Annotated in this window: 17 protein-coding genes; 8 read left to right on the top strand and 9 right to left on the bottom strand. The window is 62.2% G+C overall.

Features of this window, described 5'->3' with window-relative positions:
- Positions 1-49: 49 nt before the first annotated feature.
- The gene (gene ppsA / locus PFZ56_RS15205; RefSeq protein ID WP_102878970.1) at positions 50-2,425 is read right to left on the bottom strand and encodes a phosphoenolpyruvate synthase; all 2,376 of its coding nucleotides are present in this window, start codon (positions 2,423-2,425) and stop codon (positions 50-52) included.
- Between the two features lie 174 nt (positions 2,426-2,599).
- Here ppsA and PFZ56_RS15200 point away from each other — a divergent pair, with 174 nt between their 5' ends.
- A complete protein-coding gene (locus tag PFZ56_RS15200) occupies positions 2,600-3,418 on the top strand; it encodes a pyruvate, water dikinase regulatory protein (RefSeq protein ID WP_102863851.1) in 819 nt (272 codons plus the stop codon).
- Positions 3,419-3,491: 73 nt separating this feature from the next.
- Here PFZ56_RS15200 and PFZ56_RS15195 read toward each other — a convergent pair whose 3' ends face one another.
- Entirely contained in the window at positions 3,492-4,916 is a 1,425-nt protein-coding gene (locus PFZ56_RS15195) for a PLP-dependent aminotransferase family protein (RefSeq protein WP_170003333.1), read from the bottom strand.
- A gap of 93 nt (positions 4,917-5,009) precedes the next feature.
- Between PFZ56_RS15195 and PFZ56_RS15190 the strand changes: the two genes are divergently transcribed.
- Positions 5,010-5,963, top strand: a complete 954-nt coding sequence (locus tag PFZ56_RS15190) for a DMT family transporter (RefSeq protein WP_170003335.1) — start codon at positions 5,010-5,012, stop codon at positions 5,961-5,963.
- Between the two features lie 124 nt (positions 5,964-6,087).
- On the opposite strand, the gene prpD is transcribed toward PFZ56_RS15190, so the two are convergent.
- The 6 genes from prpD to PFZ56_RS15160 form a co-directional block, all read right to left on the bottom strand.
- Positions 6,088-7,572: a 2-methylcitrate dehydratase gene (gene prpD, locus PFZ56_RS15185; protein WP_170003337.1), complete on the bottom strand. Its 1,485-nt coding sequence runs from the start codon at positions 7,570-7,572 to the stop codon at positions 6,088-6,090.
- A 164-nt stretch (positions 7,573-7,736) separates the two neighbouring features.
- Complete coding sequence (gene prpF / locus PFZ56_RS15180; RefSeq protein ID WP_170003339.1) at positions 7,737-8,927, bottom strand: 2-methylaconitate cis-trans isomerase PrpF; 1,191 nt, start codon at positions 8,925-8,927, stop codon at positions 7,737-7,739.
- Between the two features lie 61 nt (positions 8,928-8,988).
- The gene (acnD, locus tag PFZ56_RS15175; RefSeq protein WP_102878966.1) at positions 8,989-11,583 is read right to left on the bottom strand and encodes a Fe/S-dependent 2-methylisocitrate dehydratase AcnD; all 2,595 of its coding nucleotides are present in this window, start codon (positions 11,581-11,583) and stop codon (positions 8,989-8,991) included.
- 202 nt (positions 11,584-11,785) lie between these two features.
- Positions 11,786-12,913, bottom strand: a complete 1,128-nt coding sequence (gene prpC, locus PFZ56_RS15170; protein ID WP_170003341.1) for a 2-methylcitrate synthase — start codon at positions 12,911-12,913, stop codon at positions 11,786-11,788.
- A gap of 69 nt (positions 12,914-12,982) precedes the next feature.
- Complete coding sequence (gene prpB / locus PFZ56_RS15165) at positions 12,983-13,876, bottom strand: methylisocitrate lyase (protein WP_011060181.1); 894 nt, start codon at positions 13,874-13,876, stop codon at positions 12,983-12,985.
- The gene (locus tag PFZ56_RS15160; protein WP_102863858.1) at positions 13,873-14,595 is read right to left on the bottom strand and encodes a GntR family transcriptional regulator; all 723 of its coding nucleotides are present in this window, start codon (positions 14,593-14,595) and stop codon (positions 13,873-13,875) included. Before PFZ56_RS15160 ends, prpB begins: the two co-directional genes overlap by 4 nt.
- Before the next feature lie 267 nt (positions 14,596-14,862).
- Here PFZ56_RS15160 and PFZ56_RS15155 point away from each other — a divergent pair, with 267 nt between their 5' ends.
- The 4 genes from PFZ56_RS15155 to pabB all read left to right on the top strand — a co-directional run bounded on the left by PFZ56_RS15155 (position 14,863) and on the right by pabB (position 19,430).
- A complete protein-coding gene (locus PFZ56_RS15155) occupies positions 14,863-15,399 on the top strand; it encodes an ATP-dependent zinc protease (RefSeq protein WP_102863859.1) in 537 nt (178 codons plus the stop codon).
- Positions 15,400-15,404: 5 nt separating this feature from the next.
- On the top strand, positions 15,405-16,937 hold the full coding sequence (locus PFZ56_RS15150) for an inactive transglutaminase family protein (RefSeq protein WP_102863860.1): 1,533 nt from the start codon (positions 15,405-15,407) through the stop codon (positions 16,935-16,937).
- A complete protein-coding gene (locus PFZ56_RS15145) occupies positions 16,937-17,923 on the top strand; it encodes an alpha-L-glutamate ligase-like protein (RefSeq protein ID WP_102878964.1) in 987 nt (328 codons plus the stop codon). Before PFZ56_RS15150 ends, PFZ56_RS15145 begins: the two co-directional genes overlap by 1 nt.
- A 163-nt stretch (positions 17,924-18,086) precedes the next feature.
- Positions 18,087-19,430, top strand: coding sequence for an aminodeoxychorismate synthase component I (gene pabB, locus PFZ56_RS15140; protein ID WP_170003343.1), 1,344 nt, complete (start codon positions 18,087-18,089; stop codon positions 19,428-19,430).
- Positions 19,431-19,544: 114 nt separating this feature from the next.
- Here pabB and thrH read toward each other — a convergent pair whose 3' ends face one another.
- Entirely contained in the window at positions 19,545-20,162 is a 618-nt protein-coding gene (gene thrH / locus PFZ56_RS15135; protein WP_102863862.1) for a bifunctional phosphoserine phosphatase/homoserine phosphotransferase ThrH, read from the bottom strand.
- A 175-nt stretch (positions 20,163-20,337) separates the two neighbouring features.
- On the opposite strand from thrH, the gene PFZ56_RS15130 reads away from it, so the two are divergent.
- Both PFZ56_RS15130 and PFZ56_RS15125 read left to right on the top strand, forming a co-directional pair.
- On the top strand, positions 20,338-21,072 hold the full coding sequence (locus PFZ56_RS15130; RefSeq protein WP_170003345.1) for a phosphoadenylyl-sulfate reductase: 735 nt from the start codon (positions 20,338-20,340) through the stop codon (positions 21,070-21,072).
- Positions 21,073-21,598: 526 nt separating this feature from the next.
- The gene (locus PFZ56_RS15125) at positions 21,599-23,146 is read left to right on the top strand and encodes an NCS1 family nucleobase:cation symporter-1 (protein ID WP_110595225.1); all 1,548 of its coding nucleotides are present in this window, start codon (positions 21,599-21,601) and stop codon (positions 23,144-23,146) included.
- The last annotated feature ends 15 nt before the right edge of the window (positions 23,147-23,161 follow it).

Genomic DNA, 23,161 nt, shown 5'->3' with positions numbered 1-23,161 from the left:
TCTTCAAGAGCCGGCCAGCCTCACGAGCGACCGACTCTTCGTTCACCGATTACGCCGCGCCCTGGCCTTCAGCCAGGAAGAACCAGGTTTCCAGCACCGAGTCCGGGTTCAACGAAACGCTTTCAATGCCCTGCTCCATCAGCCACTTGGCCAGATCCGGATGGTCCGAAGGCCCCTGGCCGCAAATGCCGATGTACTTGCCAGCCTTGTTACAGGCGGCAATGGCATTGGCCAGCAGTTTCTTGACCGCAGGATTACGCTCGTCAAACAGGTGGGCGATGATCCCGGAGTCGCGGTCCAGGCCCAGGGTCAGCTGGGTCAGGTCGTTGGAACCGATGGAGAAACCATCGAAGTACTCGAGGAACTCATCAGCCAGGATGGCGTTGGATGGCAGTTCGCACATCATGATCACGCGCAGGCCGTTTTCGCCACGCTTGAGGCCGTTTTCAGCCAGCAGATCAACCACTTGGCTGGCTTCGCCCAAGGTACGCACGAACGGCACCATGATTTCGACGTTGGTCAGGCCCATCTCGTTGCGCACGCGTTTCAGCGCGCGGCACTCGAGCTCGAAGCAGTCACGGAAGGATTCGCTGATGTAACGCGAAGCACCGCGGAAGCCCAGCATCGGGTTTTCTTCTTCCGGCTCGTAGAGCTTGCCGCCGATCAGGTTCGCGTACTCGTTGGACTTGAAGTCCGACAGACGCACGATGACCTTCTTCGGCGTGAACGCTGCCGCCAGGGTGCTGATGCCCTCGACCAGCTTGTCGACATAGAAGTCCACCGGATCGTGGTAACCGGCGATGCGCTTGTCGACGCTGTCCTTGATCTCCTGCGGCAGCCCGGCGTAATTCAACAGCGCCTTGGGGTGCACGCCGATCATGCGGTTGATGATGAATTCCAGGCGAGCCAGGCCCACGCCGGCATTGGGCAGTTGGGCGAAGTCGAAGGCGCGATCCGGGTTACCGACGTTCATCATGATCTTGAACGGCAGCTCCGGCATGGCATCCACCGAGTTCTTCTTGATGTCGAAGCCCAGTTCGCCTTCAAAGATGAAACCGGTGTCGCCCTCGGCGCAGGAAACGGTCACGCCCTGGCCATCTTTCAGCAGCTCGGTGGCGTTGCCGCAACCGACCACCGCAGGAATACCCAGCTCGCGAGCGATGATCGCCGCGTGGCAGGTACGACCGCCACGGTTGGTGACAATGGCGCTGGCGCGCTTCATCACCGGTTCCCAGTCCGGGTCGGTCATGTCGGAGACCAGCACGTCACCTGGCTGGACCTTGTCCATCTCGGAAACGTCCTTGATGATCCGCACCTTGCCGGCGCCGATGCGCTGGCCAATGGCACGGCCTTCCACCAGCACGGTGCCGGTTTCCTTGAGCAGGTAGCGCTCCATGACATTGGCCTGGGTGCGGCTCTTCACGGTTTCCGGACGGGCCTGGACGATGTACAGCTTGCCGTCGTCGCCGTCCTTGGCCCATTCGATGTCCATCGGGCACTGGTAGTGCTTCTCGATGATCATCGCCTGCTTGGCCAGCTCGCTGACTTCCGCATCGGTCAGGCAGAAACGCGCGCGATCGGCCGCGTCCACGTCGACGGTCTTCACCGAACGCCCGGCCTTGGCTTCATCGCCGTAAATCATCTTGATCGCCTTGCTGCCCAGGTTGCGGCGCAGAATGGCCGGACGACCGGCTTCAAGGGTGTTCTTGTGGACGTAGAACTCGTCCGGATTGACCGCACCCTGAACCACGGTTTCACCCAGGCCGTAGGCGCCGGTGATGAATACCACGTCACGGAAGCCCGACTCAGTGTCGAGGGTGAACATCACGCCGGCGGTGCCGGTTTCCGAACGGACCATGCGCTGCACACCCGCAGACAAGGCCACCAGCTTGTGGTCGAAACCCTGGTGCACGCGGTAAGAAATGGCGCGATCGTTGAACAGAGAAGCAAACACTTCCTTGGCCGCGCGAATCACGTTATCCACGCCACGGATGTTGAGGAAGGTTTCCTGCTGGCCGGCGAAGGAGGCGTCCGGCAAGTCTTCAGCGGTAGCCGAGGAACGTACGGCTACGGCGATGTCCGGGTTGCCCGCCGACAAAGCGGCGAAAGCGGTGCGGATTTCGGTGTTCAGGCGCTCGGGAAACTCGGCTTCCATGATCCATTGACGGATCTGCGCGCCGGTCTTGGCCAGGGCGTTGACGTCATCGACATCCAGCGCATCGAGGGCGGCATGGATCTGGTCGTTCAGACCGCTCAACTCAAGAAAATCACGATAAGCCTGAGCTGTCGTGGCGAAGCCACCAGGGACCGATACGCCCGCACCTGCGAGGTTGCTGATCATCTCGCCCAGGGATGCGTTCTTGCCCCCCACATGCTCAACATCGTGTTTGCCGAGCTTATCGAGGGAAACTACGTACTCTACCAAGGTGATCTCTCCACTAACTGTGTTGGAAAAGCTCAGAAGCCGGCTGCTCTTTGGAGCGTTTGCCCGCTATATGGCCTGGACCTGGAAAATAAGTGAGAATGCGGGCCATTCCCGGCCGACAAATCGCGCCTATCATATCCAAGAATCGTCACTAGCTTAAGGCCCAAGCCGCAAATGAAACGATCTGCTTTCTTTATCTCCGACGGTACCGGCATCACAGCGGAAACCCTCGGCCAGAGCCTGTTGGCGCAGTTCGAAAACGTTACCTTCAGCAAATTCACGCGGCCGTATATCGACAGCATGGAAAAAGCGCGGGCCATGGTACAACAAATCAATATAGCCGCCGAAAAAGACGGCTATCGGCCGATTATCTTCGACACCATCGTCAATCAGGACATTCGTGAGATCCTCGCCACCTCCAATGGTTTCATGATCGACATCTTCTCGACCTTCCTCGCCCCCCTGGAACAGGAGCTCAGCGAGCACTCTTCCTACTCCGTCGGCAAGTCCCATTCCATTGGCCACAACTCCAACTACATGGAGCGGATCGAGGCGGTGAACTTCGCCCTGGACAACGACGACGGTGCCCGCACCCACTATTACGACAAGGCCGACCTGATCCTGGTGGGCGTGTCGCGCTGTGGCAAGACCCCGACCTGCCTGTACATGGCCATGCAATTCGGCATCCGTGCGGCCAACTACCCGCTGACCGAAGAAGACATGGAGCGCCTGCAACTGCCCAACGCCCTGCGCGCCCACAAGCACAAGCTGTTCGGCCTGACCATCGACCCGGACCGCCTCACCGCGATCCGCAACGAGCGTAAGCCCAACAGTCGCTATTCCAGCTACGCCCAGTGCGAGTTCGAAGTGCGTGAGGTGGAAAACCTGTTCCGCCGCGAAAACATTCCCCACATCAACTCCACGCATTTCTCGGTGGAAGAGATCTCGGCCAAGATCCTCGTGGAAAAAGGCGTGGAACGGCGCTTCAAGTAAGCATCGACGCCACTTCAGCCGATCCGATGTGGCAAGCACGCGCCCTTGCCACATCCACACCGCCTTCAGCGTCTCACCACCCCGGCAATCCAGGCTCCTGGCTTAACGCCGCAGCCAGCGCAGCAAAACCCTCAGTCAGTTTCCGATCATCGGCAGTGGTATTGCAGACACTGGCACGAATGAACTGCGGCACCCCTGCCTGGCCGACGGCAAAGGCCTCGGCCGTGGCCACCAGATAGTGCTGCTGCTTCAGATGCGCTTCGATCTCCGAGGCCCGCCAGGGCTCGGGAACCTGAATCCAGAAATGCGGGCATGCCTGCGGACTGCGCCACTCCAACCCTTGCAGCAAACCCGCCACCAGCCCCTTGCGACGAGTGATCTCGGCCATTTGCTGCTGACGCAGGCGTTCGGCAATACCGTCGTCGATCCACCCGGCAGCCAGCTCCAGGGCCAACGGCGTGGCCATCCAGCAGGTTGCCCGCAGCGCTGCGGCCAATCGTCCCACCAGAGGCTGCGGCCCATGCACGAAGCCGACCCGCAACCCAGCCGCCACAGCCTTGCTCAGGCTGCTGATCAGCACCGTGCGCTCCGGGGCAAAATGCGCCAACGGCGCCGGGCGCCGATCCATCAGCACGGCATGGGTTTCGTCTTCAAGAATCAACAGATTGTGTCGCCGACAGACCTCGGCAATGGCCTCCCGCCGCGTCGGGGACTGCACCGCCGTGCTGGGATTCTGCAAGGTCGGCGTGCAATACAGGGCCGCCAGCCGGTGATGCCGGCACGCCTCCTCCAGCGCCTCGGGCAACAGCCCCTGCTCATCCATGGGCAACCCCAGCAACTTGATCCCCAGCATCCGTGCAGTGCTGATCAGACCCGGATAGGTCAGGTGTTCGGTAGCCAGGGTATCCCCGGCCTTGAGCAGCGCCAGCAAGGCGACATGCAAGCCGTGCTGCGCCCCGTTGACGCAAATGACCTGCTGGGGATCAACCTGCAATCCCTCTTGGCTCAGCCAGCGGGCGCCGGCCTCGCGATAGCGCGCCAGCCCGGCTTCCGGGCTGTAGCGAGCCACCTCCAGCAACCCCTGAGGATCGTCGGCTAAAGCCCGCAGACTCTGGGCGATGTAACGACTCTCCGAACCGGGGATATGGGTATTGCGACTCATGTCGAACAGCGCGGGCGACTCGTCTCCGACAGTGCGGAACCCCGAATCACGCTGACGCTGCAAACCGTCCTGGCGCACATAAGTGCCATCACCGACCCGCGCCACCACCTGCCCCAGGCGCTCCAGCTCGGCATAGGCACGGCTGATGGTGCCGATGGTCACGCCCAGTTGATCGGCCAGCAGCCGGTGGGGAGACAGTTTGCTACCGGGCGCCAGCAGGCCTTGCTCAATGCCCTGGTCCAGGGCCTCTGCCAGCCGCTTGTACTTGGGCCCCGAGCCCTCCTGCAACGCGGAACGCAACATTGACACCATGTCAATACTTACTTTGACAGCCATCATTTACCCCAATAACGTGCTTTACAGGTTCAATCACCGGAAATGACTCGCCAAATATAGGGGTCAATTGCCAATCACGAAAGGAATGTCAGTGTGAACACCCTCACGGCAGCACCTACCACGCCTGTGTCATCGCGCCAGTGGCTCGCCACGCTGGTGACCTGCACCCTGTTCCTGATTGTCTGCCTGAGCTGGGGCACCACCTGGCTGGGCATCAAGATTGCCGTGGAGAGCGTGCCGCCGCTGACCGCCGCCGGGCTGCGCTTTCTGATCGCCTTCCCGCTGTTCGCCTGCTTTGCCTGGCTGCGCCGCGAACCACTGATGTTTCCCAAAGGCAGCCGGGGTTTCTTGCTGTTCGTCACCTTGTGCTACTTCAGCCTGCCCTACACCTTGCTCAACTACGGCGAGGTCCACGTCTCCTCGGGCCTGACCGCGCTGCTGTTCAGCTGCATGCCGGTGTTCATCCTGATTTTTTCCGCCTTGCTGTTGCGCGAGAAGATTCATCTGGCACAACTGCTGGGCATCGCTGTCGGCTTCGCCAGCCTGTTCCAGATCATCCGCGGCCAAGGCCTGCTCAGCGATCACAACGAACTGTCGGGGGTACTGGCGATTCTCGGCGCGGCGCTGCTGCATGCACTGTGCTACGTGGTCACCAAGAAACACGGCAGCGCCATCAGTGTCATCACCTACAACACCTTGCCAATCGGCATCGCCGGTTTGCTGCTGTGCCTGGCGGGGCTGGGGATTGAGCAACCGGACTTTGCCGCCATCAGCCCGCGTTCCTGGGGCGCCTTGCTGTATCTGGGGCTGGCTGCTTCGGTGGGCGGATTCATTGTCTACTTCTTCCTGCTCAAGCGACTGAACCCGGTGATCCTGTCCTTCGTGTTCATCATTTTCCCGGTGTTCGCGGTGATCATCGGCGCCTGGTACGAAGGACAGAGCCTGTCCCGGGACTTGTTGCTGTACTCCGCCACCCTGCTCGGCGGCTTTGCCATCACCAAATTGCCATTGGATAAATGGCTGTCCAGAACACCTGCCCAAGACTAAAGGAACTCAGTAGCGGCGAGTTTGCTCACCAACCCCATCGGAACGCCGGGTTCGCCCGGCGAACCGGTGTCATCACTGACATTCATCGCGAGCAAACTCGTCCCTACAAAGGGAGAAGGTTGCCTCAGATCACCAGCAAATCGACGAACCTATGCACCGGTGTTGCCTCCAGGCGCGCCGGGTCCTTGCACAGTTGGAAAATCTGCGTCGAACGCTGGGCGGTGAAGCGCGTGGCCAGATTGGCCTTGAACTTGTCCTCCAGCAATGGAATGCCTTCGGCGCGGCGACGACGGTGACCGATGGGATATTCCACCGCCACCTGCTCGGTACTGGAGCCGTCCTTGAAGAACACCTGCACGGCATTGGCGATGGAGCGCTTGTCGGCCTCCAGGTATTCACGGGTGTAACGCGGGTCCTCGACGATCTCCATCTTGCCCCGCAACTGATCGATGATCGGATGCGCTGCGTGGAAATCATCTTCGTAGTGCTCGGCCACCAAGGTGCCGAACGCCAGGGGCACGGCGGTCATGTATTGCAGGCAATGATCACGATCGGCGGCATTGGCCAAGGGACCGACCTTGGAAATGATGCGGATCGCCGATTCATGGGTGGTGATGACGATCCGGTCGATCTCGGGCAAGCGATTGCGCACCAGGGGATGCAGAGTCACCGCCGCTTCACAGGCGGTCTGCGCGTGGAACTCCGCTGGGAAGCTGATCTTGAACAGTATGTTTTCCATCACGTAACTGGCGTACTTCTGCGACAGGCTGAAACAGCGCCGCGCCTCGGGCTTCAACGCCAGGTCCTTGTTGGTGTGACTGAACAGCACATCATAGAAACCCCATTGCGGCGCACTGAGCACCCCGGGAATGCCCATCTCGCCACGCAGTGCAATATCCGCCAGACGCACCCCACGGCTTGAGGCATCTCCCGCCGCCCAGGATTTGCGCGAACCGGCATTGGGGGCATGGCGATAGGTACGCAGCGCCTGTCCGTCGACAAAGGCATGGGACAACGCCGCCAACAACTGCTCGCGATTGGCACCCATCAGCTTGGCGCAGACCGCTGTGGAGGCAACCTTTACCAACAGCACATGATCGAGACCGACCCGGTTGAAGGAGTTTTCCAGGGCCATCACCCCCTGGATCTCATGGGCCATGACCATCGCTCGCAACACATCGCCCATGGTCAACGGCGCTTCACCATTGGCCACACGCTTTTGCGAGAGATGGTCGGCCACCGCGAGAATGCCGCCGAGGTTGTCCGAGGGATGCCCCCATTCGGCCGCCAGCCAGGTGTCGTTGTAATCCAGCCAACGCACGATGCAGCCGATGTCCCAGGCCGCCTTCACCGGGTCCAGGCGATAGCTGGTGCCGGGAACCCGGGCACCGAAGGGCACCACCGTGCCTTCGACGATCGGTCCCAGGTGCTTGGTGCATTCAGGGAAACGCAGGGCCAGCAAGCCGCAGCCCAAGGTATCCATCAGGCAATTGCGGGCGGTATCGAGGGCTTCCCGGGAGTCGATGACGTAGTCCAGGACATAGTCGGCAATGTCCTGCAAAACCGGGTCGTAATCGGGACGGTTGTTCAGGTCAACGTTGGCGCTCATGAGTGCTTCACTCCTGTTGCAAGGTTGTGGGTGGCGGTGATTCCTCAGGTACAGGTCAATAACGGCATCGCAGGTCTGCGCCTGCTCAGCGATTCAATAACGACATCACGACTGGCGGTGGTGGCGAGGGTGCAAGCCCCACCGCCACGCCAACGTGGCTCTGCTTAGAAACTGTCGCCAGGCACTCGCACCCAGCCTTCCATCAGCACTCGGGCGCTGCGGCTCATGATGGCCTTGACCACCGTCCAGTCACCGCCGCTTTGAGTGGCTTCGGCGCCGACACGCAAGGTGCCCGAAGGGTGACCAAAACGCACCGCGCTGCGCGCGCCGCCACCGGCCGCCAGATTGACCAGGGTCCCGGGAATCGCTGCGGCGGTACCGATGGCCACCGCGGCGGTGCCCATCATCGCGTGATGCAGCTTGCCCATGGACATGGCCCGCACCAACAGATCGACGTCCCCGGCCTTGATCGCCTTGCCGCTGGAAGCCTGGTAATCCGCCGGCGGCGCCACAAAGGCCACTTTCGGCGTGTGCTGACGCTGGGCGGCTTGGTCCAGGTGCTGAATCAGGCCCATGCGCAGGGCGCCGTGGGCGCGGATGGTCTCGAACATCGCCAGGGCCTTGGGGTCGCCATTGATGTCGCCCTGCAGCTCGGTGCCGCGATAACCGATGTCCGCCGCGTTGACGAAGATCGTCGGAATCCCGGCATTGATCAGAGTCGCCTTGAAGGTGCCGACACCGGGGACTTCCAAGTCGTCCACCAGGTTGCCGGTGGGGAACATCGAACCACCGGCGCCCTCTTCCTCGGCCGCCGGATCGAGGAATTCCAGCTGCACTTCGGCCGCCGGGAAGGTCACGCCGTCGAGCTCGAAATCACCGGTTTCCTGAACCTCGCCATTGGTGATCGGCACGTGGGCGATGATGCTCTTGCCGATATTGGCCTGCCAGATGCGCACCACTGCCACGCCGTTCTGCGGAATGCGACTGGCGTCCACCAGGCCGCTGCTGATGGCGAACGAGCCGACCGCCGCCGAGAGATTGCCGCAGTTGCCGCTCCAGTCGACGAAGGCCTTGTCGATGGCCACCTGCCCGAACAGGTAATCGACGTCGTGATCGGCCTTGATGCTCTTGGACAGAATCACCGTCTTGCTGGTGCTGGAGGTGGCACCGCCCATGCCGTCGATCTGCTTGTCATAGGGATCGGGGCTGCCGATCACCCGCAGCAGCAGGGCATCGCGGGCCGCGCCCGGCAACTGCGCGGCCTCGGGCAGGTCCTTGAGGTTGAAGAACACACCCTTGCTGGTGCCGCCACGCATGTAGGTGGCCGGAATCTTGATTTGCGCTACAAATGCCATGGATTTCTGGTCCTGATAAAGACCGGGGGCGGCGCCTTGCGGCCCGCCCCCGGTACGTCATTTAGCTGGCGACTGCCGATTCCAGGAAGTCCTGGGCGAAGCGTTGCAGCACCCCGCCCGCCTCGTAGATCGACACCTCTTCGGCGGTGTCGAGGCGGCAGGTTACCGGCACCTCCAACCGCTCGCCGTTGCGGCGATTGATCACCAGGGTCAACTGCGCCCGTGGTGTGCGTTCGCCGATCACGTCGTAGGTTTCGGTGCCGTCGATGCCCAGGGTCTTGCGGTCGGTGCCCGCCAGGAACTCCAGGGGCAGCACGCCCATGCCCACCAGGTTGGTGCGGTGGATGCGCTCGAAGCCTTCGGCGACGATCGCCTCCACACCCGCCAGGCGCACGCCCTTGGCCGCCCAGTCGCGGGACGAGCCCTGGCCGTAGTCGGCGCCGGCAATGATGATCAGCGGCTGCTTGCGCTGCATGTAGGTTTCGATGGCTTCCCACATCCGCGTCACTTTGCCTTCCGGCTCGATGCGCGCCAGGGAACCCTGCTTGACCTTGCCGTTTTCCTCGACCATTTCGTTGAACAGTTTCGGGTTGGCAAAGGTCGCGCGCTGAGCGGTCAGGTGGTCGCCACGGTGGGTCGCGTAGGAGTTGAAGTCCTCTTCCGGCAGACCCATTTTCGCCAGGTACTCACCGGCCGCACTGTCGAGCATGATGGCGTTGGACGGCGACAGGTGGTCGGTGGTGATGTTATCCGGCAGCACCGCCAGCGGGCGCATGCCCTTGAGGCTACGCTCCCCGGCCAGGGCCCCTTCCCAGTAAGGCGGACGGCGGATGTAGGTGCTCTGCGGACGCCAGTCGTACAGCGGCTCGACTTTCGGACCGGTGTCCTCGTGGATGGCGAACATCGGGATGTAGACCTTGCGGAACTGCTCCGGCTTCACCGCGGCCTTGACCACGGCGTCGATTTCTTCGTCGCTCGGCCAGATGTCCTTGAGGCGGATTTCCCGGCCGTTGGCGTCCAGGCCCAGCACGTCCTTCTCGATATCGAAGCGGATGGTGCCGGCAATCGCGTAAGCCACCACCAGCGGCGGCGAAGCCAGGAACGCCTGCTTGGCATAGGGGTGGATACGCCCGTCGAAGTTGCGGTTGCCCGAGAGCACAGCGGTGGCGTACAGGTCGCGATCAATGATCTCTTTCTGGATCACCGGGTCCAGGGCGCCGGACATGCCGTTGCAAGTGGTGCAGGCAAAAGCCACCACGCCAAAGCCCAGCTGTTCCAGTTCATGGCCCAGGCCGGCTTCTTCCAGGTACATGGCCACGGTTTTCGAACCCGGAGCCAGGGACGATTTGACCCACGGCTTGCGGGTCAGCCCCAGCTTGTTGGCATTGCGCGCCAGCAGGCCGGCAGCAATCACGTTGCGCGGGTTGCTGGTGTTGGTGCAACTGGTGATGGCGGCGATGATCACCGCACCGTCGGGCATCTGCCCCGGCACTTCGGACCACTGCCCAGCGATGCCCTTGGCCGCCAGGTCGCTGGTGGCGACCCGGGCGTGGGGGTTGCTCGGCCCGGCCATGTTGCGCACCACCGACGACAGGTCGAACTGCAGGCCACGCTCGTAACGCGCGCTCTTCAGGCTGTCGGCCCACAGGCCAGTGTGCTTGGCGTAGCTCTCTACCAGACGCACTTGTTCGTCTTCACGACCGGTGAGCTTGAGGTAATCGATGGTCTGCTGGTCGATGTAGAACATCGCCGCAGTGGCACCGTATTCCGGGGCCATGTTGGAGATGGTGGCGCGGTCGCCCAGGGTCAGCGCCGCGGCGCCTGTGCCGAAGAACTCCAGCCAGGCTCCCACCACTTTCTGTTTGCGCAGGAACTCGGTCAGCGCCAGCACCATGTCGGTGGCGGTGATCCCGGGCTGCAACTTGCCAGTGAGCTCGACACCGATGATTTCCGGCAAGCGCATCCACGAAGCGCGACCGAGCATGACGTTCTCGGCTTCCAGGCCGCCCACGCCGATGGCGATCACCCCCAGGGCATCCACGTGCGGGGTGTGGCTGTCGGTGCCGACGCAGGTATCCGGGAAGGCCACCCCGTCGCGCACCTGGATCACCGGGGACATTTTCTCCAGGTTGATCTGGTGCATGATGCCGTTGCCCGGCGGGATCACGTCGACGTTCTTGAAGGCTTTCTTGGTCCAGTTGATGAAGTGGAAACGGTCTTCGTTGCGCCGGTCTTCGATGGCGCGGTTCTTGTCGAAGGCATCCGGGTCGAAGCCGCCGCACTCCACGGCCAGGGAGTGGTCGACGATCAACTGAGTCGGCACCACCGGGTTGACCAGCGCCGGATCACCGCCCTGGTCGGCGATGGCGTCGCGCAGGCCGGCCAGGTCCACCAACGCAGTCTGGCCAAGGATGTCATGGCACACCACGCGGGCTGGGAACCAGGGAAAGTCCAGGTCGTCACGACGTTCGATCAACTGGCCCAGGGACGCCTTGAGGGTCGCCGGATCACAGCGACGCACCAGGTTCTCCGCCAGCACGCGGGAGGTATAGGGCAGGCTGTCGTAAGCGCCTGGCTGAAGCGCATCGACCGCCGCACGGGCGTCGAAGTAGTCCAGCTGGCTGCCGGGCAGCGTCTTGCGAAATTCAGTGTTCATGGTCAGGGGACTCGATCACGGTAGTTTCAAAGGGAGCGCCTGGCAGCGTGTTGAATGGACCTCTATCCCTTGTCGGAGCGAGCTTGCTCGCGATGACTGAAGCAGATCCAACATGGCTGTCGGCTGATCCATCGCTATGGCGAGCAAGCTCGCTCCTACAGGTTTGTGGTTCATTCAAGCCACAGTGCCGGCGCCCTCCCGGTCAGCGGCGTTCGATTGGCACGAACTTGCGCTGTTCAACGCCGATGTACTCGGCGCTTGGACGGATGATGCGGTTGTTGCCACGCTGTTCGAACACATGAGCAGCCCAGCCGGTCAGGCGCGAACACACGAAGATCGGCGTGAACAACTTGGTGGGGATGCCCATGAAGTGGTACGCCGAGGCGTGGTAGAAGTCGGCGTTGGGGAAGAGTTTCTTCTGCTCCCACATGGTCTTGTCGATGGCTTCGGATACCGGGAACAGCACCTTGTCGCCCACTTCGTCGGCGAGCTTCTTCGACCAGCCCTTGATCACCTCGTTGCGCGGGTCGTTGTCTTTGTAGATCGCGTGACCGAAGCCCATGATCTTGTCCTTGCGCTCCAGCATCCGCAGCAACTCGGCAGTCGCCTCCTCGGGGCTCTGGAAGCGCTCGATCAGCTCCATGGCTGCCTCGTTGGCACCACCGTGCAGCGGGCCGCGCAGCGAACCGATGGCTGCAGTAATGCACGAGTACAGGTCCGACAGGGTCGAGGCACAGACCCGGGCGGTGAAGGTGGAAGCGTTGAATTCGTGCTCGGCGTAAAGGATCAGCGAGACGTTCATCACCTTGACGTGCAACTCGCTGGGCTTCTTGCCGTGCAACAAGTGCAGGAAGTGGCCGCCGATGGTCTGCTCGTCGCTGACACAGCTGATGCGCACGCCTTCGTGGCTGAAGCGGTACCAGTAGCACATGATCGCCGGGAAAGCCGCCAGCAGACGGTCGGTGACGTCATGCTGCTGGGAGAAGTCCGCCTCCGGCTCGATATTGCCGAGGAACGAGCAGCCCGTACGCATCACGTCCATCGGATGGGCCTGGGCCGGAATCCGCTCCAGCACTTCCTTGAGCGCCTGAGGCAGGTCCCGCAGCTTGCTCAGCTTGGCGCGGTAAGCGGCCAGTTGCTCCTGGGTCGGCAGATCGCCGTACAACAGCAGGTAGGCCACTTCCTCGAACTGCGCATCGGCCGCCAGTTCGCGCACGTCATAGCCGCGATAGGTCAACCCGGCACCGGCCTGGCCCACGGTGGACAGCGCGGTTTGCCCAGCCACCTGTCCGCGCAGACCTGCGCCACTCAATACTTTTGCTTCGGCCATTGCTCTCTCCAATCTTGAATTTGTTAGGGACTTGGCAACTTCATCAACGGTTTGTTCGTGGTTCGCGAATCAACCTTTCTTCTGCGCGAACAGCGCGTCGAGCTTCTGCTCGAAGCTGTGGTAGTCGATACGCTCGTAGAGCTCCATGCGGGTCTGCATGGTGTCGATCACGTTCTGCTGGGTGCCGTCGCGACGGATCGCGGTGTAGACGTTTTCCGCCGCCTTGTTCATGGCACGGAACGCCGACAGCGGGTACAGCACCAGGGAAACATCCACGGATTTCAACTGTTCGGTGGTGTACAGCGGAGTCGCGCCGAATTCGGTGATGTTGGCCAGGATCGGCGCTTTCACCCGGTCGGCGAAGATCTTGTACATCTCAAGCTCGGTGATGGCTTCCGGGAACACCATGTCGGCACCGGCCTCGATGCACGCCGCGGCGCGCTCCAGGGCCGACTCCAGGCCTTCCACCGCCAGGGCGTCGGTACGCGCCATGATCACGAAACTGTCGTCGGTGCGGGCATCCACCGCGGCCTTGATGCGGTCGACCATTTCCTGCTGGGACACGATCTCTTTATTAGGACGGTGACCGCAGCGCTTGGCGCCGACCTGGTCCTCGATGTGGATCGCCGCCGCGCCGAACTTGATCATCGACTTGACGGTGCGGGCCACGTTGAAGGCCGAGGAACCGAAACCGGTGTCCACGTCCACCAGCAGCGGCAGGTCGCAGACGTCGGTGATGCGGCGCACGTCGGTGAGGACGTCGTCGAGGCCGGTGATGCCCAGGTCAGGCACACCGAGGGAACCGGCGGCGACCCCGCCGCCCGACAGGTAGATCGCCTTGAAACCGGCGCGTTTGGCCAGCAGGGCGTGGTTGGCGTTGATCGCGCCCACCACTTGCAACGGCTGTTCGCTGGCGACCGCATCGCGGAAACGCTGGCCTGGAGTGCTCTTGTTGGAACTCATGACTCACCTCGTGGAGTGGCTGTCTGATGGGCGCTGTCCTGGTAGTGACGCGCGATGTTGCGTTTCGAGGCGCCGATGTGGCGGCGCATCAGTAGCTCGGCCAGTTCGCCGTCGCGATCGGCAATGGCGTCGAGAATCCGGTGGTGTTCGGCAAAGGCCTGGTGCGGGCGGTTAGGGGTCGCGGAGAACTGGATGCGATACATGCGCACCAACTGATACAGCTCGCCACAGAGCATTTGCGTGAGGGTGCGGTTGCCCGCGCCCTGGATGATCCGGTAGTGGAAGTCGAAATCCCCTTCCTGCTGGTAGTAGCCGACCCCGGCCTGGAACGCCGCATCGCGCTCATGGGTATCGAGCACCCGGCGCAATTCGTCGATTTCCTCGCTGGTCATGCGCTCCGCCGCCAGGCGACAGGCCATGCCCTCCAGGGATTCGCGAATTTCGTAGAGTTCGATCAGCTCGGCGTGGCTCAGGGATACCACCCGGGCCCCGACATGAGGCACCCGCACCAACAGGCGCTGGCCTTCCAGGCGGTGGATGGCTTCGCGCAGCGGGCCGCGACTGATGCCGTAGGTTCGGGCCAGCTCAGGCTCGGAGATCTTGCTGCCCGGGGCGATCTCGCCCTTGACGATGGCGGCCTGGATGCGCCGGAAGACGTTTTCGGACAGGGTCTCAGAATCGTCCTGTGTCGGCAGCGGATGTTCCAGTTGATCCAACATATTGTCGACACCTTTAAAATCAATGAGGCAAAAACTAGCCAATAACCCCTAAACAGTCAAAGGAAAAATTGAGATTGTCGACAATCGTCTAATAACCCTTTGCACCCAAACGAGACAAAAGGCCCGCCCCCGACGCTGGCGCCATAAAACCAGCATGCTAGAATGCTGCCCGCATTGGCCTGTCATCTTTTTATGACACGCATACGAGGGAGCTTGCGCAGCAATGCCGGTCGCCTTGAACTGAAGAACCCAAGCCCATCAGGATCTATGAGACTCAAGGCCCTTCCCCTACTCCTCTGTCTGCCTGCCCTGCCCGGTCTCAGTGCCGCCGCCGGCAAGACGGTCTACGGTTTGAACGAGTACGCTCATCTATCAGGTATCGACCTGGAAGTTGCTGCCAAGCTCGACACCGGCGCCAAGACTGCGTCCTTAAGTGCCCGCGACATCAAGCGCTTCAAGCGCAATGGCGAGTCCTGGGTGCGTTTCTACCTGGCCATCGACACCGCCCATTCCCACCCCATCGAACGGCCCCTTGCCCGGGTCAGCAAGATCAAGCGCCGCGCTGGCGACTATGATCCCGATGAGGACAAGAATTACACCGCGCGTCCGGTGATCGCTCTGGATGTCTGCATGGGCAGTGCCTTGCGCAGCATCGAAGTGAACCTGACCGACCGCAGCACTTTCCAATACCCGCTGCTGATTGGCTCCGAAGCGCTGAAACGCTTCGACGCGCTGGTCGACCCCAGTCTTAAATACGCTGCTGGCAAACCCGCCTGCGCCACCGACGCTCATACCGCAGAGTAATTCCAATGCGCTCTCTTACCCTTCATCTGAAAGTCCTGATCGCCATCCTGGTGGTGCTGGGCATTTCGATCACGGCCTATCAGATCTTCGTGCTCGGCATTCCGGTGACCGAAGACGCCACCGACGATCTGTGGAACATCGACGCCAAGGTCGAGTTCGTCGCCAACGGCAAGGACCCGATCAAGATCCAGATGTTCGTGCCGCCCCTGAGCCGCGACTACGTGAGCCTCAACGAGAGCTTCATTTCCAACAACTACGGGGTGGCGGTCAACCGCGTCGACGGCAACCGCAAGGTCACCTGGTCGGCACGCCGGGCCAAGGGCAACCAGACCCTGTACTACCGCCTGGTGCTGACCAAGCGCTACAGCGCCGAGAAGTCCAAGGTCAAGGGCCCGACCTTCCGCGACAGCATGGCCGTGGAAGGCGCGGAAAAGATCGCCGCCGAAGCCCTGCTGGCGCCAATCCGCCAGCACTCGGCGGACGTCGAGACCTTCATCAGCGAAGCCATCAAGCGCGTCAACAACGCCAATGACGACAACGCCAAGCTGCTGCTGGCCGGCGACCCCTCCAGCGCCAACAAGGCCAGGATCGTCGAGCTGCTGCTGTCCATCGCCCACGTGCCGATGGAGAAGGTCCACACCATCCGCCTGGTGGCCGATCAGCCGCAGACCCCGGAACTCTGGCTGCGCAGCTTCAACGGCACCGACTGGCTGTACTTCAACCCGGAAACCGGCGAACAGGGCATGCCCAGCGACCGCCTGCTGTGGTGGACCGGCGATGACAACCTGATCACCGTCGATGGCGGCAAGAAGGCCAACGTCACCTTCAGCCTCAACAACAGCGAAATGAACGCCATTCGCCTGGCCAAGCTGACCGACGAGAACACCGACGCCAACTTCCTCGAATACTCGCTGTACGGCCTGCCGCTGCAGACCCAGCAGACCTTCATGATCATGGTGATGATCCCCATCGGCGTACTGGTGATCCTGGTGTTGCGCAACCTGATCGGCCTGCAGACCCTGGGCACCTTCACCCCGGTGCTGATCGCCCTGGCATTCCGCGAGACCCAGTTGGGCTTCGGTATCGTGCTGTTCACGGTGATTACCGCGCTGGGCCTTTCCTTGCGCTCGTACCTGGAACACTTGAAGTTGCAGATGCTGCCGCGGCTGTCGGTGGTGCTGACCTTCGTCGTGGTGCTGATCGCCGCCATCAGCCTGTTCAGCCACAAGCTGGGCCTGGAGCGCGGGCTGTCGGTGGCGCTGTTCCCGATGGTGATCCTGACCATGACCATCGAACGCCTGTCCATCACCTGGGAAGAACGTGGCGGCGGCCACGCGATGAAAGTCGCCATTGGCACCCTGTTTGCCGCGTCCCTGGCGCACCTGATCATGAGCGTGCCGGAGCTGACGTACTTCGTCTTCACCTTCCCGGCGATGCTGCTGATCCTGGTGGGCTTCATGCTGGCGATGGGTCGCTACCGCGGCTACCGCCTGACGGAGCTCGTGCGTTTCAAAGCCTTCGTCAAGGCTGACTCCTGATGTTCGGCCTGTGGAAAACCTGGAAAGCCCTGGAAGCGCGGGGAATCATGGGCATCAACCGGCGTAATGCCGACTACGTGCTCAAGTACAACAAGCGCAGCCTGTACCCCATCGTCGATGACAAGATCATCACCAAGGAGCGGGCGATCAAGGCCGGCATCCATGTGCCGGAACTGTACGGGGTGATCTCCACCGAGAAGGAAATCGACAAGCTCGACGAGATCATCGGTGGGCGCAACGACTTCGTGATCAAGCCGGCGCAAGGCGCCGGTGGTGACGGCATCCTGGTGATCGCCGACCGCTTCGAAGGCCGTTACCGCACCGTCTCCGGGAAGATCATCAGCCATGAGGAGATCGAGCATCAGATCTCCAGCATCCTCACCGGCCTGTATTCCCTGGGCGGCCACCGCGACCGGGCACTGATCGAGTACCGGGTGACCCCGGACCAGATCTTCAAGAGCATCAGCTACGAAGGCGTGCCGGACATCCGCATCATCGTGCTCATGGGCTACCCGGTGATGGCCATGCTGCGCCTGCCAACCCGCCAGTCCGGAGGCAAGGCCAACCTGCACCAGGGCGCCATTGGCGTCGGTGTCGATCTGGCTACCGGCCTGACTCTGCGCGGCACCTGGCTGAACAACATCATCACCAAGCACCCGGATACCACCAACGCCGTGGACGGCGTGCAACTGCCCTACTGGGACGGTTTCATGAAGCTGGCAGCCGGCTGCTACGAGCTCTGTGGCCTGGGCTACATCGGCGTGGACATGGTGCTGGACCAGGACAAGGGCCCACTGATTCTCGAGCTCAACGCCCGGCCCGGGCTGAATATCCAGATCGCCAACGACTGCGGCCTGACCCAGCGTACCCACGCTATTGAAGCCCACCTTGAGCAACTCAAGGCCCGGGGCATCGAGGAAACCGTCGAAGAGCGGGTGCGCTTCGCCCAGGAGCTGTTCGGCCACATTCCGCCGGTGGAAGGCTGATAACGGCTGCCGCGGGGTGCGAAGGCAATTTTCGCAGCCTGCGGCAGCGGCTACAGGTCGGTGAATGCGCCCTGAATCAGGCAATCGCCGACATACCCTCTAGGAGCAATTCCTGCACAGGCATACAATCGCCAACCGCGCTCCGATGGCTGATTTGCCCCGCATGTTGACCTGTTCCGTACACCCGCTTCCTTATCGCGCCAACCCCGCCGAGTATTTCGCGGCAATCGAACACGCCCCCGGTGCCGTGCTGCTGGACAGCGGCCGGCCCGATGCCGAGCGCGGTCGCTATGACCTGCTCAGTGCCTGGCCGCTGGCCGAGCTGACGGTGGCCGCCGACGAAAGTGGCGGCGACTTCCTCCAGCGTCTGCGGCACAACCTGCAGCAGCTGGGCCCGGCCGAGGTCCCGGCGCCCTATGAATTGCCCTTCGCCGGCGGCCTGATCGGCTACCTCAGCTACGACTTCGGCCGCCACCTGGAACGCCTGCCGAACCTGGCCCAGGATGACCTGCACCTACCGGACGCGCGCTTTGGCCTGTATGGCTGGGCGCTGATCAATGACCACCAGACGGGCACCAGCCAACTGCTGTTCCACCCCAGCCTGGACACCGCCGAACGCCAGCGCCTGATCCAGCTGTTCAACCAGCCACTGCCCGCGTCGCAGTCGGCATTCAAGCTGACCAGCGCCATGCAGCCTGATCTGAGCGCCGAGGATTACCGCCAGGCCTTCCAGCGCATCCAGCACTACATCCAGGCCGGCGACTGCTATCAGGTGAACTTCGCCCAGCGCTTTCGCGGCCAGTACCAGGGCGATCCCTGGGTCGCCTACTGCGCGTTGCGCGCGGCCTGTCCGACGCCCTTCTCCGGTTTTCAGCGCCTGCCGGACGGTGGCGCGGTGCTCAGCCTGTCGCCGGAGCGCTTCGTTCATGTCAGCCAGGGCCGGGTGGAAACCCGGCCGATCAAGGGCACTCGTCCCCGGGGCCGGGACGCCGCAGAAGACGCTGCCAACGCCGCCGAGCTGCTGGCCAGCCCCAAGGACCGCGCGGAAAACCTGATGATCGTCGACCTGCTGCGCAACGACCTGGGGCGCACTTGCCGCACCGGCTCGGTGCGCGTGCCGGAGCTGTTCAGCCTGGAAAGCTACCCCAACGTGCACCATCTGGTGAGCAGCGTGACCGGCGAGCTGGCGCACGACAAGGACGCCCTGGACCTGATCGCCGGCAGCTTCCCCGGCGGCTCGATCACCGGCGCGCCGAAGATCCGCTCGATGCAGATCATCGACGAACTGGAGCCCACGCGACGGGCGCTGTACTGCGGCTCGCTGCTGTACCTGGACGTGCGCGGGGAAATGGACAGCTCGATCGCCATCCGCAGCCTGTTGGCCAAGGACGGGCAGATCTGTTGCTGGGGCGGTGGCGGAATCGTCGCGGATTCGGACTGGCAGGCGGAGTACCAGGAATCCATCACCAAGGTGCGGGTGCTGCTGGAAACGCTGCAGGGGCTCTGAACCCCTGTAGCCGCTGCCGCAGGCTGCGACAAGCCCTGCAGGGGCTTCAAGACCTCAAGAGCGACGCCTGCTTCGGAGTCGATCGCAGCCTGCGGCAGTGACTACAGGTGCTGCTTACAGGCTCAAGGTGCGGTTGGAAGCCTTGATGAACTCCTGCTTCAGCTCGGCAAAACTGTGCACCGCGGGGAACTGCGGGAACTCGCGGATCACGTTGTCCGGGGCATGGAACAGGATGCCGGCATCGGCCTCGCCGAGCATGGTCGTGTCGTTGTAGGAATCCCCCGCCGCGATCACCCGGTAGTACAGGCTCTTGAAGGCCAGCACCGATTGACGCTTGGGGTCCTTCTGGCGCAGCTGGTAACCGGTGACCCGACCAGCGTCATCGGTGATCAGGCGGTGACACAGCAAGGTCGGGAAACCCAGTTGGCGCATCAGGGGCTGGGAAAACTCATAGAAGGTGTCGGAGAGGATCACCACCTGGAAACGTTCGCGCAGCCAGTTGACGAACTCCACCGCGCCGTCCAGGGGCTTGAGGGTGGCGATCACTTCCTGGATGTCGGACAGCTTCAGGCCATGCTCGTCGAGAATCCGCAGGCGCTGCTTCATCAATACGTCGTAGTCGGGAATATCCCGGGTGGTTGCCTTGAGGGATTCAATCCCGGTTTTTTCGGCAAAGGCGATCCAGATTTCCGGGACCAAGACACCTTCCAGATCGAGACAGGCAATTTCCACAAGACACTCCCATTGGTTCTGATTATTGAAGTTGAGCGAGCAAAAGGACTGCCGAACTCTAGCGATTCGCCTGCGCAGGCGCAACGCAGAGGAGCGCGCCAGGGCCGGGTGGATTTTGTTAAGATCGCCCCCCTATAGAGCGCACAGCGCCACCGACCTGTAGGAAACCGCCCTGATGACCCCATCGTTCGACGTCGCTGAACTCGCCGCGACCTATGCCAACAAATCCGCCCAGGACATTCTCAAGCTGGCCTTCGCCCAGTTCGGTGACGACCTGTGGATCTCCTTCAGCGGCGCCGAGGATGTGGTGCTGGTGGACATGGCCTGGAAGCTCAACAAGAACGTCAAGGCGTTCAGCCTGGACACCGGGCGCCTGCACCCGGAAACCTACCGTTTCATCGATCAGGTGCGCGAACACTACAAGATCGACATCGAACTGATCTCGCCGGACCACAGCAAGCTCGAACCCTTCGTCAAGGAAAAGGGCCTGTTCAGCTTCTACAAGGACGGCCACGGCGAATGCTGCGGCATCCGCAAGATCGAACCGCTGCGACGCAAACTGTCCACCGTCAGCGCCTGGGCCACCGGCCAGCGCCGCGACCAGAGCCCGGGCACCCGCAGCCAGGTGGCGGTGCTGGAGATCGACAGCGCCTTCTCCACCCCGGAACGTCCCCTGTACAAGTTCAACCCGCTGGCGCAGATGAGCAGCGAAGAGATCTGGGGCTACATCCGCATGCTCGAACTGCCGTACAACAGCCTGCATGAGCGCGGCTTCATCAGCATCGGCTGCGAGCCCTGCACCCGCCCGGTACTGCCCAACCAGCACGAGCGCGAAGGCCGCTGGTGGTGGGAAGAAGCCACCCAGAAGGAATGCGGCCTGCACGCCGGCAACCTCATCAGCAAAGCCTGACCCTCCCCCTTCTCCCCTGGAACCGGCTTGCCGGCGAAAGCTCCTCGGCCTGAGGACGCGTTCGCCGGCAAACGGAACGCCAACCGACGCACCCGCAAAACCTGTACACATAAATGTCACCAAGGGTGCCATTTATGTGTGCACTTTCAGCACCCTCCGCCCCAAAAAGTGACAGGCCTTTCTGCCGTCAGCATTCATACGACAGCCAATCGCATCCGCCGAAAAATAAATACCTGTTCAAACGGTCAATTTTTAATCCATCTGTTTCATACAGTTAGGGACATCCCATAACAAAACGAAATCAGCAGCCGATTTCATAGTTTCAAAACTGGCACAGAAGTGGCTTTAGTCGACCTATGTTTTGTATACAAAAACAGCAAAACATACATACACTAACCGTCCGCACGCCTGATCCACGACTCAAGCTGCAGATGCCCAGAACCCAGTGATTCCGCCCCCGCGACGAAGATTGTCGAGCCTTGCGCTCAAGCACAGTCATCCGGGGCCGGAATCAGGAGCCGCCGGAATGCACACCAGCCCTTCCAACAACATCGCACTGGATCTGCCCTCCTCGCCGCACTCGCACCACCTGCAACAGCCCATCGCCACAACCGACCCGGACAGCGTCATCCTCAGCCCGCGCCTGCACAACCGCGACCTGGCGCCAACCAAGGTCGAAGGCCGGCGCTGGGGTGGCTACAGCATCTTTGCCCTGTGGACCAACGATGTGCACAACATCGCCAACTACTCCTTTGCCATCGGCCTCTACGCCCTGGGCCTGGGTGGCTGGCAGATCCTCCTGTCGCTGGGAATAGGCGCGGCGCTGGTGTACTTCTTCATGAACCTGTCCGGCTACATGGGACAGAAGACCGGGGTGCCGTTCCCGGTGATCAGCCGCATCAGCTTCGGCATCCATGGCGCACAGATACCGGCACTGATCCGCGCGGTGATCGCCATCGCCTGGTTCGGCATCCAGACCTACCTGGCCTCGGTGGTATTTCGCGTGTTGCTCACGGCCATTCATCCGGGGTTCGCCGACTATGACCACAACTCGATCCTCGGCCTCTCGACCCTGGGCTGGGCCTGTTTCGTGCTGATCTGGCTGGTGCAGTTGGTGATCCTCGCCTACGGCATGGAGATGATCCGCCGCTACGAAGCCTTCGCCGGGCCGATCATTCTGCTGACCGTGGCCTGCCTCGCCGGGTGGATGTACACCCAGGCCGACGGGCAGATTGCCTGGTCGATCCGCGAACCTTTGACCGGCGGAGAAATGTGGCGGCAGATCTTCGCCGGCGGCGCCTTGTGGCTGGCGATCTACGGCACGCTGATCCTCAATTTCTGCGACTTCGCCCGCTCCTCGCCGTGCCGCAAGACCATCAAGGTCGGCAACTTCTGGGGCCTGCCGGTGAACATCCTGGTGTTCGCCACCATCACCGTGCTGCTGTGCGGAGCGCAGTTCCAGATCAACGGCCAGGTCATCGAAAGTCCGACCCAGATCATCGCCTCGATCCCCAACACCCTGTTCCTGGTCCTGGGTTGCCTGGCCTTCCTGATCGTCACCGTGGCGGTGAACATCATGGCCAACTTCGTCGCACCGGCCTTCGTCCTCAGCAACCTGGCCCCCAAGTACCTGACCTTCCGCCGCGCCGGGCTGATCAGTGCGGCGCTGGCGGTGCTGATCCTGCCGTGGAACCTGTACAACAGCCCGCTGGTGATCGTGTACTTCCTCTCCGGCCTCGGTGCCCTGCTAGGCCCGTTGTACGGGGTGATCATGGTGGACTACTGGATCCTGCGCAAAGCCCAGATCCACGTGCCACAGCTGTACAGCGAAGACCCGCAAGGCGCGTACTTCTACAGCCGCGGAGTCAATCTGCGAGCGGTGGCGGCCTTCGTGCCCGCGGCGCTGATTGCCATCGTGCTGGCCCTGGTGCCGGGCTTTGCCAGCGTCTCGCCCTTTTCCTGGCTGATCGGCGCCGGCATCGCCGGCCTGCTGTACCTGATCATCGCCAAGCGCCAGCCCAATTACGCGGACGTCAGCGGCGAATCCATCGCCGTGGAAAACGTCAGTCATTGAAACTGAACGGCCCGG

Origin of the sequence: Pseudomonas danubii, from assembly GCF_042980055.1 — a bacterium.
Classification (GTDB): domain Bacteria; phylum Pseudomonadota; class Gammaproteobacteria; order Pseudomonadales; family Pseudomonadaceae; genus Aquipseudomonas; species Aquipseudomonas danubii.
Note: the sequence above shows the minus strand (reverse complement) of the source record. Positions and strands in the feature narration are given on the sequence as shown.